Source organism: Cupriavidus sp. (assembly GCF_057315035.1).
This window is the reverse complement of sequence record NZ_DBHKYV010000016.1, coordinates 131,839-145,232: the sequence shown is the minus strand read 5'-3', so window position 1 is coordinate 145,232 and position 13,394 is coordinate 131,839. Positions and strand designations below refer to the sequence as shown.

Below are 13,394 nucleotides of genomic sequence, written 5' to 3'. Positions count from 1 at the left end.
CTAACCCCCCGCTCCCCCCCATGCCCCGGGACCAGACCCGGGGCGGGGGGTGGGGGGGGGGGGCCGCGGCCCCCCCAAAAACCACAGTCTAGTCGCAATTTGAACCTCATTGCCCTCTCCCCCGACCCCTCTCCCGCCATTGCGGGAGAGGGGAGCAACAAGCGCAATCAATCCAGCGTAATCTTCCCGGCCTTCACGATCTGTGCATAGCGCGTGGTGTCGCGCTCGATCAGCTTGCGGAACTCGTCAGGCGTACTGCCCACCGGGATAAAGCCCAGCTCCGTGAGTTTCTTCGCCACATCGGCGCTGCGTGTGGCCGCGGCAATTTCCTTTGCCATGCGGTCGACGATCGGTTGCGGAGTGCCGGCCGGTGCCAGCAGTCCAGTCCATGAGCTCATCACAAAGCCCGGGAAGCCGGCTTCCTCCATGGTCGGAATATTCGGCTCGCCGGGCCAGCGCTTGGCCGATGCCACGGCCAGTGCGTTGATCTTGCCGGACTTCACATGGGGCATCGGCACCAGCAGTGGGTCGAATGCCACGGAGACTTCTCCGGAGACCAGCGCAGGCAGGATCGGCGCGCTACCGTTGTAGGGAATGTGGGTCATCTTGACCTTCGATTCCATCGCCAGCCGCTCGCCGGTCAGATGGGCGGAACTGCCAACGCCGCTGGAGCCGAACGTCAACGTGTCGGGATGCTTCTTGCCGTAGTCGACCAGTTCCGCAACGGTTTTCACCGGCAGCTTCTTGCTGGCAAACAGGATGAGCGGAAGCTCTGCCATCTCGGCCACCGGTGTCAGCTCCGACGGCTTGTAGCTGAGCTTCGAGTACAGCGACATGTTCGCGCTGTACGCGGCCAGCACCGACACAAAGGTGTAGCCATCTGGCGCGGAACGCGCGGCGAGGCCTACGCCCAGGGTACTGTTGGCACCGGGCTTGTTCTCGATGATGATTGGCTGGCCCAGGCTCTGCGCCACTTTCTCGAATACCACGCGCGACACGGTGTCGGTGGAACCACCCGGCGTGTACGGCACGATGACCTTGATCGGCTTGGTGGGCCATGCGTCGGCGGCGCTGGCAATCTGGCTGGCAAATACGGTGGCCACGGCAACGGCCACCCCGCACGCAACGCGCGTAGCTTGACGCTTGATACTCACTACATCTCCTTCACTGATTTTCTTCTGCGCCCAGGTCCAGTCGTGGCCCTTGGGCTCGGCGGCCGAGTGCCTCGGCCTTGCCGATTATCAGTGAGGAAGCGTGGCGCCGTAGTTCGGGTCTGCCCCGGGTTTGCCGCGGCACTGTGCGATAGCCGCACCGTGATGCCGGGCGGTGCGGCGAATGGCCTCCAGGCGTACTGCATGGCAGGACGCAGGCGGCCAGACAGACTCAGTCGTCGTCGTGCCAGCGGCGCCATTCGCGTTCACGACGGCGTTGTTCATGACGCCACTGGCGTTCACGCCATTCATGCTCGCGCCAGCCTTCGTAATAGCCCGGGGCCACGACTACCGGGCGCGGCTCGACGATCACGGGGCGCGGCGCCATATAGACCGGCGCCGGCTGATAGTAGACCGGCGCGGGTGGCGGCGCCACGTAGGCCGGCACGCCAATGCCGACGTCGACATTGACATGCGCTTCGGCCGCGCTGGTAGCCGCGAGGGCGGCGAAGCCGATCAGACTTGCGAAAAGGATCCTGGACATATGGGCACCGATGTCGGTTTGCTGCGATGGATGCCGATAGTAACGGCCCCCTGGGGCGACCGTTGACCTTGCAGAGATCGTCTTTGTAAGCTGTTGTATCCAATGTATCCATACAGGCTGCGCTCGCAGGCCCTGTTTGTCAGCGCTATCTCGCGCTGCACCGACTTTCCCTCGCAAGTTAGCTTCTTACATTCTGATAAAGGGTCAGCCCGTGAGTCATTACTCACACTCAGAAAACTTGAGGGCATTTTTGTATCGTCTTTGTATCGATTACGTACCAGGAAAGCTAAAGAACAAAAAGCGGGCGACGTAAACGATGGATGTCAGGGCATTCAGGCGACGCAGCGCATGGATGCCATCCAAAGAAACAAAAAAAGAAGGGCACAAAAAATGGCATCCGTTTCTTCCTTGGGTATTGGCTCGAACCTTCAGCTTTCCACCCTGCTGGACAATCTGGCCGACGCCGAGCGCGCGCCGCTCAAGGCCATGCAGCAGCAGCACACGGCCTACCAGACCAAGTTGACCGCCTATGGCACGGTCAAGAGCGTGCTGACCAGCTTCCAGGCCGCAGCCAAGACGCTGATGAATTCAGCGACGTTCGGTGCGGTCAAGGCCAATGTCGGCAATGCCGACATCCTTGGCGTGACCACCAGCAGCACCGCGGTACCGGGCGATCTCAACGTCAACGTGACCCGCCTGGCGCAGGCGCAGTCGCTGGCCGGAATCGGCTATGCCAAGCAGGACGCGGAGGTGGGATCTGGCACGGTGACGTTCGAATTCGGCACCACCACGGGCTTCGACGAGACCTCGGGCACCTATGTGAATCCGAAGTTCACGGCCAATACGTCCACCGACAAGGAGCCGAATCCGAAGACGGTCACGATCGAGCCGGGCAAGGGTTCGCTGCAGGACATCCGCGACGCGATCAACAAGTCGAACATTGGCGTCAAGGCCAGCATCATCAACGATGGCAGTACCAAGCCGTTCCGCCTGATCCTGACCTCGGAAAAGACCGGAGAGGCGATGAGCATGCGCGTGAGCGGCTCGTCGCCGGAACTGCAGTCGCTGGCTGGCTACAACCCGGAGACCCCGGGTTCGAACGGCATGACCGAGACGCTGCGTGCCACCAATGCCGCGTTGACGGTCAACGGCATTGCGATTACCAGCGCTTCCAATACCGTGGTCGATGCCGCGCAGGGCGTGACGATGACGCTCAAGAAGACGGGCTCGACCTCGCTGTCGATGACGCAGGACACCGAAAGCATCAAGGCATCGATCCAGACGCTGGTCACCGCCTACAACAATATCCAGTCGTCGGCCAAGACGCTGACGCAATTCGACACCGAAGCCGGTACCAAAGGTGCGCTGAATGGCGACGGCGTGCTGCGCGGCATCCAGACTTCGCTGCGCGCGGTGCTGAACAGCCCGGAAACTGGCATGGCGGAGAACGCGCCGAAGATGCTGGCGGCGATCGGTGTGTCGATGCAGAAGGATGGCACGATGGCCATCGACAACAAGAAGCTCGACGCCGCGCTCAAGGACAACCTGCGCGATGTGACCCAACTGTTTTCCGGCGACGGCAAGACGGGCGGGTTTGCGCGCCGCTTGTCGGATGTGGTGGATCGCGTAACTGCCGACAAGGGTCCGTTGGGCGCCGCCAGCGCCGGTCTGGACAAGACCCTGAAGGATCTGGAGAAGCGTTTCAATGCCGCCAACGACCGCGTCGAGGCAACCATCGAACGCTATCGCAAGCAGTTCACGCAGCTTGACCTGATGGTCAGCCAGATGAACCAGACCAGCAACTACCTGACGCAGCAGTTCAACGCGCTCAACAACGCGACGAAGAAGTAAGGACTCTGGTGTAGAAAAGGGCAATGGCGGAAGCTATTGCCCTTTTTTTGTTTGATTTTCAGATGCTCTCGGTTTCGCTCCCCTCTCCCGCGCGGCGGGAGAGGGGAGACCACCCAACGCCGCAACCTCAATCCGCCTTGATGTTCGCCGCTTCGGCAATCTTCTTCAGGCGCGGGATCTCGCTGTTCACGCGCTTTGCATAGTCTGCCGCAGTACCGTACTCGGGCTCGAAGCCATTGGTCGTCATGCTTTTCTGCATGTCCGGGTCCTTCATGACGGTTGCCAGCGCTGCCTCCAGCTTTTGCCTGGCGGGTGCGGGCAGGCCCTTGGGGCCCACTACCGCAAACCACGTTGACAGGTTCACGGCTGGATACCCGCTCTCGGCGGCGGTCGGTACATCGGGCAGCAACGCGGAGCGCGTGGCTGACGTCACTGCCAGCGCCTTGATCTTGCCGGCCTTGAGGATCGGTGCAGCGGCCACGACGGTGTCGACGGTCAGCGGAATCTGGTTGCCGATCAGGTCGGACATGGCCGGTGAACTGCCCTTGTATGGCACGTGCAGCATGTGCAGGCCAGTGGCCGCATTGATCATCTCGCCAGCAAAGTGCGACGTGGTCCCTGCGCCAAACGACCCATAGGTCAGGCCCTTCGGATCGCTCTTGCCCATGGCAACGAGGTCCTTGAGCGAGTTCGCCTTCACTGACGGGTTGGCCAGCAATACCAGGCCCGTCGAGCCGACCAGGCCCAGTGCGTCGAAGCTCTTCAGCGGGTCATATGGCAGCTTTGCATAGGTGACCGGGTTAATCGTGAATGTAGTGGCCGCGCTCAATAGCAGCGTGTAGCCATCGGGCGCGGATTTGGCGACGTAGTCGGCGCCGACGATCGTTCCCGCGCCGGCACGGTTCTCCACGACGACCGATGCATTGAGCGTTTCGCTGAGCTTCTTTGCCAGCAAGCGTCCCAGTACATCGGTGGAACCACCCGGCGTGAAAGGCACAACGAGCTTGATCGGCTTGTCCGGATACGCGGCGGCCGCGACGGAGGGCGTGGTGGAGAGACAGGCTGCAACGCCTGCCATCAGCATGCCGGCCCGGACCCATTTCTTCTGCGGTGCTCCAACCATGTTTTCCCCTTGGTGACGTTGATGACCAACGATACCGCCAGCCAGTCCGGTTTGGCGAAAAAGTCCGCAAATCGCGTGTCAGGAATGTGACGCAGGCATCCGCGTTCGGAGCGCGCCGATGGCACCCCGATGGCGCGTGCCATGCCATCAATGGCTTGCGAGCGGTGCAGCCGTGGTACGAAGTGCCGTCATCACGCGAATGTCGGCACGATGCAGGCACCAGAGGCGGGCGCGCGTAGCAGAACGGACCTTTCTAAAATTGGCAAGGGTTTTTGTGCAATGCACGTAAGATGCGGAAAGCGAAGATCGCACATGGATGCCACGGAAGCCGCCAATGAAACTGACCTCGATTCACGCCGTACCGCTTGCCTACTTCCTGGAGGTGGCGCAGACAGGTTCGCTGACGGCGGCGTCGAAGACGCTGCATGTGGCCGTATCGGCCATCAGCCGGCAGATTGCCCGGCTCGAGGAAGAACTGGGTGTGGTGTTGTTCGACCGGGAACCGCGCGGCATGCGCCTGACCGATGCCGGCCGCGTGGTGCAACAGTACGGCCGCCGTGCGTTTCTTGACGCCGAGACCCTGCAGGCCGACCTGCAGGGTTTGATGGGGCTCGCGCACAGCAAGGTGCGGGTTGCCTGCACCGAAGGTTTTGCGCGCGAGTATGTGCCAACCTTGATTGCATCGTTTCAGCGGCGATACCCGGGCGTGACCTTCGCGCTGGAGGTAGTCACCGCGGCCGAGGCCACGCGGATGGTGCGCGCCGGCGATGTCGACATTGCGCTGACGTTTGCGATCGCCGACCAGGCCGGCATTGCGGTGGAGTATTCGGAAGCCGCGCCCATCTTTGCCTGTGTGAGCCGCAATCATCCGATTGCCGGCATGGCGCGCGTGCCGTTGCGCGAACTGGTCATGCATCCGCTGGTACTGCCGAGCGAAGTGCATACGCTACGGCAACTGTTCGATCTTGCATGCAGCCTGGAGGGCCTGCGGCCGCAGGTGCTGCTGACCAGCAATTCATTGAGTGCGCTGGTCGCCTATCAGAACCATGTCGATGTGGTCTACCTGACCGGCTCGCTGGCAGTGCGTAACACGCTGCGTGCCGATCGTCGTGTACTGGTGCCGATCATTGGCCGCGCGATGCAGCAGCGCGCGTTGCAGATCCAGACCATGGTGGGACGTCACCTGCCGCCAGCGGTGCGCGCGTTCGCCGATGCGCTGCGGCAGGATGCGGCAGAACGGCGGCGGGCCGTCCCGCCGGCCGAGCGAGGCAAGCGCCGTCCCGCAGACTAGCTTGCGGCCAGTTCGTGCGTCATGCGGCCGCGCCGTACGATGCCCAGCGACAGCATGGTGCCCCCGGCGATGACCGCCGGGATGCCGACCAGCACGAACAGCGCCGGCATTGTCAGCCCCATCGACAACATCGTGGCGCCGCCAACCGAGCCCACCACCGAGCCGAAACGGCCCACGCCATTGGCCCAGCTAACGCCCGTGGCGCGGCAATCGGTCGGGTAGTAGCTGGCCGACAACGCATTGGCGCCAACCTGCGAACCCGACACGCAGAAGCCCGCGAAGAACACCGCGGCGCCAGCAGCTACCGGCTCGCCCGCCAGACTGCCGATAGCCGCCACGAACACACCTGCCAGTGCATAGCTCGCAGCCAGCACATAGTGCGGATTGAAGCGATCCATCAGCCAGCCCAGTGCGATGGCGCCAGCGGTGCCGCCAACCTGGAACATCGTGGTGACCAGTGCGGCCGTAGTCAGCGACATGCCGGTGCCGCGCAGCAGCGTGGGCAACCAGCTCGACAGCAGATAGATCACCAGCAGGCTCATGAAGAACGTGAGCCACAGCAGCAGCGTGCCGCGCAGCAGCTCCGGCTTGAACAGGTGCCGAACCGGCGAACCATGGTTGCCCGGCGTCTCCGAGATGACAAACGAGCTGTTCTGCAGATCGGCATGCGGGGCGATGCGAAGCAGCGTCGCGCGCACCCGCACATGGTGGCGCCCCTTCGCCACGAGATAGCGCACCGATTCCGGCAACGACCAGATCAGTACCACCGACAACAGCAGCGGCAGCACGCCCCCTACCAGCAGCACCGAGCGCCAGCCGAACGCCTCGATCAGGCCTGCCGAAGCCAGGCCGCCCAGCGCCGAGCCGACGGTGAAGCCGCAGAACATCGTGGTCACCAGGAATGAACGGCGCTTGGCAGGGCAGTACTCGGAGGTCAGCGTGATGGCGTTCGGCATCGCGCCGCCCAGGCCAAGACCGGTAAGGAAGCGCAGCACGATCAGTTCCCACAGACCTGGCGACCATGCGGATGCCAGGCTGGCCACGCCGAAGAACAGCACCGAGAACACCAGCACGGTCTTGCGGCCGAAGCGGTCGGCCAGGGGGCCGAACAGGAACGCGCCGGCCATCAGTCCGCCAAGGCCAGCGCCGAACAGCGGCGCCAGATGCGCGGGCGTGAGCTGCCATTCGGCGCGAATGGCTGGGGCGATAAAGCCGATGGCAGCCGTGTCGAATCCGTCGATCGCAACGATCAGGAAGCACAGGACGACGATCGTTACCTGGAAAGCGGACAGCGGCTGGCGATCGATGAACGTGGTCACGTTCAACGTGGAGTTGGCGGACATGTTGTCTCCTCCGGAAATACGGGGAATAGGATGGCGAGGCGGCTCTTGTGGCCGCTTCTCTTGCTGCGGGATTGCTGGGTACTGCGCAGGTGCTGACTTACAGCCAGGGAGTCGGGCTCAGCGCCTGCTCGGCACGCCAGCCATGCAACCACTGCAGCGCATCGTAGAACTGCGTCTGCGTGCGGCCTACCCAGAGCGTGTTACGTACAAAGCGGTCCACACCCTTGGCGTGATAGACGCGACCCATGTCGCGCGCGCCATAGAGCACGCGCGCGGTGCGCGGAATACGTGCCTGCTCGTAAAGCTTGAATGCAGCCTCGAAGTCGCCCTCGGCCGCATCCACGGCGGCGCCCAGCGCCACGGCGTCTTCCAGCGCCTGGCAGGCGCCCTGTGCAACGTATTGCGTCATCGGATGCGCCGCATCGCCAAGCAGCGTGGCGCGGCCGAAGCTCCAGCGCTCCACGGGATCGCGGTCGGCGGTGGCCCAGCGCTTCCAGGACGTGGGGCGGTCCAGCATCTGGTGCGGCAGCGCGTGGATGCCTTCGAAGTACGACAGCACTTCTTCCTTGCTGCCGTCGCGCACGCCCCAGACTTCCTGCTCGCGGCTGTGGAACGTCACCACGAGGTTGTATTGCTGGCCACCGCGCAGCGGGTAGTGCACCAGATGGCAGTGCGGGCCGGCCCACACCACGGGGGCGTTGACCTGCAGGTCCTTGGGCATGTTGTCCACCTCGACCACGGCGCGATAGACCACATGGCCGGTGACGCGCGGCTCATCGCCAATCAGTGCTTCGCGAATGGCGGATTTGACACCGTCGCAGCCAATCACGGCGTCGGCGCGATGGCGCTCGCCATGCTGGTCGATCACGGTCACGCCCTTGTCGTCCTGTTCGAGCCGTTCCACACGTGTGGCGGTGCGGAACTCGATCAGCGGATGGTGCTGTACGGCTTCGAGGATCGACAGGTGGATATCGGCGCGATGGATCACGGCATACGGATTGCCGAAGCGCTCGCGATACGCCTGGCCCACATCGACGCGTGCGATATCGCTGCAGTCGATCGCATCGCGCAGGTGGATGTAGTCGGTGAAGACCGCCCGGCCGCGCGCGGCCTCGCCCACGCCCAGCGCGTCGAGCGCCGCGAACGCGTTGGCCGCGAGCTGGATGCCGGCGCCGATTTCGCCGATGTGCTCGGCCTGCTCCAGCAGTTCGATGCGGATGCCCTTGCGCGCCAGCGCCAGCGCCGCGGCCAGGCCGCCGATGCCGCCCCCGATGATCAGGACCTTGCGGTCGCTTCGTGGTGTCTTTGTCATGGTTGTCTCCTGGCCTGTCGGTCGCGACGTCAGGCGGTGTAGTCGGGCTGGCGCGCTGGCGCGGCGGCCGCGAAGGCCGGATGCGCCGATGCGTGTTCATGGATGGCCATGGCGCGCGTATAGGCGGAAAGGTCGCAACCCATGCGCAGAGCGTTGGCAATCTGCGGAACCAGTGTCACGTCGGCCAGTGTCGGCGTATCGCCAAAGCAGTACTTGCCGTGACCATGACGGGTCAGCAGGCGCTCCACGGCAGCCATGCCTTCGTCGATCCAGTGGCGATACCACGCGTCTTTCTGTTCGGGCGTGACCTTGAGCACGCCGTCCAGATAGCGCAGCACGCGCAGATTGTTGACCGGATGGATGTCGCACCCAATCAGGTTGGCCAGTTCCAGCACGCGCGCACGCTGCACCGGATCCTGCGGGATCAGGCGCGGTTCCGGATGGCGTGCGTCCAGATAGTCCATGATGGCCAGCGACTGGCTCAGGTAGAAATCGCCGTCCACCAGTGCAGGCACGCTGGCCGACGGATTGATCCCGTTCACGTATTCCGCTTCGCGATGCTGTCCCGTGCGGATGTTGACGGGCAGGTAGTCGTAAGGCAGGCCCTTCAGGGCCAGCGCAATCCGCACGCGATACGACGTGGAGCTGTTAAAGAAACTATAGAGCTGCATGATAGTCCCGCAAGATCAGATGACGCGCGCCTTGAGTTCGCCCAGGCCCGCCACGGCAGTCACCATCAGGTCGCCAGCCTTGACCGCGCCGACACCTTCGGGCGTGCCCGTGTAGATCACATCGCCCGGTTCCAGGCGGAAGAACTGCGACAGGTAGGCCACGGTTTCGGCTACCGACCAGATCAGGTGCGTCACGTTGCTGCTCTGCTTTGTCTCACCGTTGACGGTCAGCGTGATGGCGGCGTCTTGAAGATGACCTGCCTCACTGACGCGGTGGATCGGGCCGATCGGTGCCGACGCATCGAAGGCCTTGCCGATTTCCCACGGACGACCCATTTCACGCATCTTCATCTGCAGGTCGCGGCGCGTCATGTCGAGGCCCACGGCGTAGCCATACACGTATTGCAGCGCATCTTCCACGGCGATGTTGGCGCCGGATTTGCCGATCACGGCTACCAGTTCCGCTTCATAGTGGTAGTTCTGCGTCTGCGACGGATAGGGCAGCTCCAGGGTCTGGCCGTCCGGCACCGGAATCACCGCATCGGCCGGCTTGCAGAAGAAGAACGGCGGTTCGCGGTCGGGATCGAAACCCATTTCACGGGCGTGTGCCGCGTAGTTGCGGCCAACGCAGTAGACGCGGCGTACGGCGAACACATCGTCGGTGCCGGCAACGGGAACGGCGACGGTGGCGGGGGGCGTAAAGACGTACTTCATGGTTGTGGTTCCCAGCAAAAAAAGGGTGAACGGGGGCCGCGGCGCGCATGACATGTGCGCCGATGGCAAGCGATATGGAAATCGATCAGGTGCGCGACTCGCGCAGCAGGTTGAGCGCGGACAGTACCGGGCGGTCGGAATAGCTGAACAGCACGGCATCCTCGATGGCACCCAGTTGCACGGGCGCCCAGGATGGGACCACGAACACGTCGCGTGGCTCGAACTGGAACTGTGCATCGCCAATGCGCACGGTGCCGCTACCTTCCACCACGCTGTAGACCGTGGCATCGGTGCTGCGATAGGTCTTGCCCTGGAAGCCGGCCGGCAGGTACTGCATGAACGTGGCGATGGTCGGCATCGGCCAGCCGCCGGTGGCGGGGTTCACATAGCGCAGCTTGACGCCGTCCCACGCATCGAGATCGCCATTGCGGAACAGCTGCTCCAACGCTTCGCGCGAGCGTGCGTATGGATAGCTGAAGATCGGCGAGGTGGGGTCACTGACACGATGGCGCACCGGCACCATGTTGTGGCCAAAGCGCGCAAAGCTGTCGCCTTCGGGCCGCAGCACCGGTTGCTGCGCTTCGGGGTAGTTCTCCGCAAAGCCCGCGTCGAACTGCTGCACCAGCGGAATATCGAGGCCGTCGAGCCAGACCACGGGCTCGCCGCCATCGGCTTCGGCGGGATTGCCATGGTCATGCCAGGTCCACGACGGCGTGATGATGAAATCGCCGGGATGCATGGTGGTGCGCTCGCCATTGACGGCGGTCCACGCGCCCTTGCCTTCGACGATAAAGCGCAATGCCGACTGCGTATGGCGATGGCTCGGGGCCACTTCGCCCGGCAGTATCAGTTGCAGGCCCGCATACAGCGTCGAAGTGATGCTCGATTTGCCTGGCAGGCCCGGGTTTTCCAGCACCAGCACGCGGCGCACGGCCTCTTCGGCACTGATGACGCTGCCGGCCTGCATGACCAGCGGGCGGACCTGAGCATATTTCCAGATGGCGGGAACGATCTGCGGCCGTGGTTGCGGCGGTACCAGTGCATGCAGCGATTCCCACAGCGGGGTCATATGGCTATGGCCGATGCGTTCGTAGTACGCGGCGCGGGCCGGGTCAAGCGAGTGCTCTGACATGGTGTCTCCATCTGCTTTTGTCGGTGCCAGTGAGATTGGCATCTGCTGTTGCTTGGAGTTATACGCCGCACGCTATAAGATTTGAAATGAAGTTTTGCTTGGATGCATACTAAAAAATATATAGGTAGACCGATATGGACTGGACCCAGCGCCTTAGGCTGCGCAATTTGCAGATGCTCCTGAGCCTGGCGGAGACCGGCAACATGAGCCAGTCGGCCGCCATGCTCAATACCACCCAGCCTGGACTATCCAAGTGGCTCAAGGACCTCGAGGACGATATCGGCCTGCCACTGTTCGAGCGTCAGGCGCGTGGGCTACGGCCGACGCCCTATGGGGAATCACTGATCGATCACGCTCGCCGGATCGAGGCCCAGCTCGATACGGCACGCGACGACCTGCAAGCCATGCGCGATGGCGGCAGTGGGATCGTGGTGGTGGGTACATCGGGCGCATCGGCGGCCGATACCGTGCCGCTGGCCGTGCTTGGGCTGCTGCAACGGCAGCCGCGCGCGCAGGTCCGGCTGGTGGAAACCACCATGGACCGGCTGATGAGCCAACTGGCGCACAGCGAGCTCGATATCGTGGTGGGTCGCTCGGCACCGGAACTGCAGGACGCGCAGGTACGCAGCGAATCGCTCTACATGGAGCCGATCCATTTCGTTGCGCGGCCGCGCCACCCGCTGATGCTGCGTGACCAGGTGGAATGGCGCGACCTGCAGGCCCACCGCTGGGTAGTGTGGCCTCGCGGCACGCCGATCCGCAACGCACTGGAAGCGGCGCTGGCCAGCGCGGGCTACCCGTTACCGGCGGATTCGGTGGAGAGCAATTCCACGGTGCTCAACCTCACGCTGCTCAATAACAGCGACATGATCGGGCTCGCTTCGCACCGCACCGCGCGACGACTCGAAGAACTCGGGGCGCTCCGCATCGTGCCGCTGCGGCTGGCAGGCTTCGGCTCGGTGTCGATGTACTGGCGCGACGACGGCCTCAAGCGCTCGGCGGTGGTGTCGATGCTGGAATGCTTGCGAAGGGCGGCGGACCGGACGGTGCCCGATGCGGTGGGGGAGGCTTCAGGGTTGGATTCTCCGGGTGCGGCCAATCGGTGATTGGCGCGACAATATTCAGCCACCTCACCATTTCGGCCGGTATATGCCCGTTCCTGCGAAGGTCATAGAGTATATCTGGCCCTGCACTTACAAAGCACGGCGTGAAGGGACGAGAGGCGGAACCACTGTTGTCTACAAGGATGACCGCATCGGCGATGGGGACGGCGTGCCGGACGGCATGCTGTGTCCGAGAAAATCGACGCAGTAGTTTCTGAACGGCTACTGCGTGTCCACCCTCGGCCTTGCGCATTGCAACACGCCCGAGCGACAAGGAGGCGTTTGCCAAGCCGACAAACAGCAGTAGGACAAAGTAGCCGGTCCCCTGAAGATCCTTGATCAGATCAATCTTGCTTTCGTGCGTACCGTCGGGCTTGCGCTTCCAATGGGAGAACACGGTTTCGACAGCGAACGGAACCTTCTGTGTCATGGCCTGCGCGACAAAGCTATGAACGCCCTTCTGCGCTGTAGCCATCCATTTTTGATCAGAATCACGCAGTCTTTTGGCCCAGACCCTCAGATGCCCGTCTTCGCCTGCCGTCGGCAGGATGGACAACATCATACGGTCCGCATTGATCAGCGGAACCTGCAATTCATCGGCGATATGGTCGTACCACAGGGTGGACTTTCCGGATCCATTGTGTCCGGCGAGAATGACGGCCATGGGCTTTCCCGATGCGCGGGCCAGCATCGTGATCTCGGATATGGAACGGATGACGGTTTTTCGGTCTGGCATGGCTTTGGGCAAATAAGTTGGGACATTAGTCAGCCTTGAACTTGCCTCGACGAAAGCGGCCGCTTTCGGATTTGCCATTCAATGTGCGAATCACGCGCTCGGGATTCTCTCGGTCAGCGGTGAACACGGGGATCTCCGGCCCGTGCAGCGGCGTACTTGGTTGCATGCGAAAGCACCGGACCAGTCCTCTCATCGCTCGCATGCTGTCCCGAACGCCTTGTTCAACCTGCTCTTCGGTGGGTTTCGGCGCTATCACGGTGACATCGCCAAACTTCACCCGGACACTGTTCGTCGCCCTGGAGTTTGTCATCACCAGTTCGGCGCGCGCCGGCCGCGTGGCGGCCTTGCGGGGCTTGGTGGATGGATTGGTTGCTGGCATCAATGTCTCCGCAATGATGTAAAAGTGCGGGCGATTCTACGCCC

13 protein-coding genes are annotated in these 13,394 nt (G+C 63.1%); 3 read left to right on the top strand and 10 right to left on the bottom strand.

Annotated features, from left to right (window positions below):
- Nucleotides 1–167: 167 nt before the first annotated feature.
- Together ACO550_RS20150 and ACO550_RS20145 are read right to left on the bottom strand one after the other, a co-directional pair.
- Nucleotides 168–1,154 (bottom strand): tripartite tricarboxylate transporter substrate-binding protein, encoded by a 987-nt coding sequence (locus ACO550_RS20150; protein WP_315593728.1) that lies wholly within the window; start codon nucleotides 1,152–1,154, stop codon nucleotides 168–170.
- A 229-nt stretch (nucleotides 1,155–1,383) separates the two neighbouring features.
- Nucleotides 1,384–1,695: a hypothetical protein gene (locus ACO550_RS20145; RefSeq protein ID WP_315593727.1), complete on the bottom strand. Its 312-nt coding sequence runs from the start codon at nucleotides 1,693–1,695 to the stop codon at nucleotides 1,384–1,386.
- 390 nt (nucleotides 1,696–2,085) lie between these two features.
- Here ACO550_RS20145 and fliD point away from each other — a divergent pair, with 390 nt between their 5' ends.
- Nucleotides 2,086–3,546: a flagellar filament capping protein FliD gene (gene fliD / locus ACO550_RS20140; protein WP_315593726.1), complete on the top strand. Its 1,461-nt coding sequence runs from the start codon at nucleotides 2,086–2,088 to the stop codon at nucleotides 3,544–3,546.
- Between the two features lie 127 nt (nucleotides 3,547–3,673).
- Here fliD and ACO550_RS20135 read toward each other — a convergent pair whose 3' ends face one another.
- On the bottom strand, nucleotides 3,674–4,669 hold the full coding sequence (locus ACO550_RS20135; RefSeq protein WP_315593725.1) for a tripartite tricarboxylate transporter substrate-binding protein: 996 nt from the start codon (nucleotides 4,667–4,669) through the stop codon (nucleotides 3,674–3,676).
- A gap of 334 nt (nucleotides 4,670–5,003) precedes the next feature.
- Between ACO550_RS20135 and ACO550_RS20130 the strand changes: the two genes are divergently transcribed.
- Entirely contained in the window at nucleotides 5,004–5,960 is a 957-nt protein-coding gene (locus ACO550_RS20130; RefSeq protein ID WP_315593724.1) for a LysR substrate-binding domain-containing protein, read from the top strand.
- On the opposite strand, the gene ACO550_RS20125 is transcribed toward ACO550_RS20130, so the two are convergent.
- The 5 genes from ACO550_RS20125 to gtdA form a co-directional block, all read right to left on the bottom strand.
- Complete coding sequence (locus ACO550_RS20125; protein WP_315593723.1) at nucleotides 5,957–7,303, bottom strand: aromatic acid/H+ symport family MFS transporter; 1,347 nt, start codon at nucleotides 7,301–7,303, stop codon at nucleotides 5,957–5,959. The two genes, ACO550_RS20130 and ACO550_RS20125, sit on opposite strands and share 4 nt — an antisense overlap.
- 97 nt (nucleotides 7,304–7,400) lie before the next feature.
- Nucleotides 7,401–8,615, bottom strand: coding sequence for a 3-hydroxybenzoate 6-monooxygenase (locus ACO550_RS20120; protein ID WP_315593722.1), 1,215 nt, complete (start codon nucleotides 8,613–8,615; stop codon nucleotides 7,401–7,403).
- A gap of 29 nt (nucleotides 8,616–8,644) precedes the next feature.
- Nucleotides 8,645–9,286: a maleylacetoacetate isomerase gene (gene maiA / locus ACO550_RS20115; RefSeq protein WP_315593721.1), complete on the bottom strand. Its 642-nt coding sequence runs from the start codon at nucleotides 9,284–9,286 to the stop codon at nucleotides 8,645–8,647.
- 15 nt (nucleotides 9,287–9,301) lie between these two features.
- Entirely contained in the window at nucleotides 9,302–10,000 is a 699-nt protein-coding gene (locus tag ACO550_RS20110) for a fumarylacetoacetate hydrolase family protein (protein ID WP_315593720.1), read from the bottom strand.
- Nucleotides 10,001–10,085: 85 nt separating this feature from the next.
- The gene (gene gtdA / locus ACO550_RS20105) at nucleotides 10,086–11,132 is read right to left on the bottom strand and encodes a gentisate 1,2-dioxygenase (RefSeq protein ID WP_315593719.1); all 1,047 of its coding nucleotides are present in this window, start codon (nucleotides 11,130–11,132) and stop codon (nucleotides 10,086–10,088) included.
- 134 nt (nucleotides 11,133–11,266) lie between these two features.
- Between gtdA and ACO550_RS20100 the strand changes: the two genes are divergently transcribed.
- Nucleotides 11,267–12,238: a LysR substrate-binding domain-containing protein gene (locus ACO550_RS20100; protein WP_315593718.1), complete on the top strand. Its 972-nt coding sequence runs from the start codon at nucleotides 11,267–11,269 to the stop codon at nucleotides 12,236–12,238.
- On the opposite strand, the gene ACO550_RS20095 is transcribed toward ACO550_RS20100, so the two are convergent.
- Together ACO550_RS20095 and ACO550_RS20090 are read right to left on the bottom strand one after the other, a co-directional pair.
- Nucleotides 12,120–13,049: an ATPase gene (locus ACO550_RS20095; RefSeq protein ID WP_315593717.1), complete on the bottom strand. Its 930-nt coding sequence runs from the start codon at nucleotides 13,047–13,049 to the stop codon at nucleotides 12,120–12,122. The two genes, ACO550_RS20100 and ACO550_RS20095, sit on opposite strands and share 119 nt — an antisense overlap.
- Nucleotides 12,997–13,350 (bottom strand): hypothetical protein, encoded by a 354-nt coding sequence (locus ACO550_RS20090; protein ID WP_315593716.1) that lies wholly within the window; start codon nucleotides 13,348–13,350, stop codon nucleotides 12,997–12,999. Before ACO550_RS20090 ends, ACO550_RS20095 begins: the two co-directional genes overlap by 53 nt.
- Nucleotides 13,351–13,394: the final 44 nt, after the last annotated feature.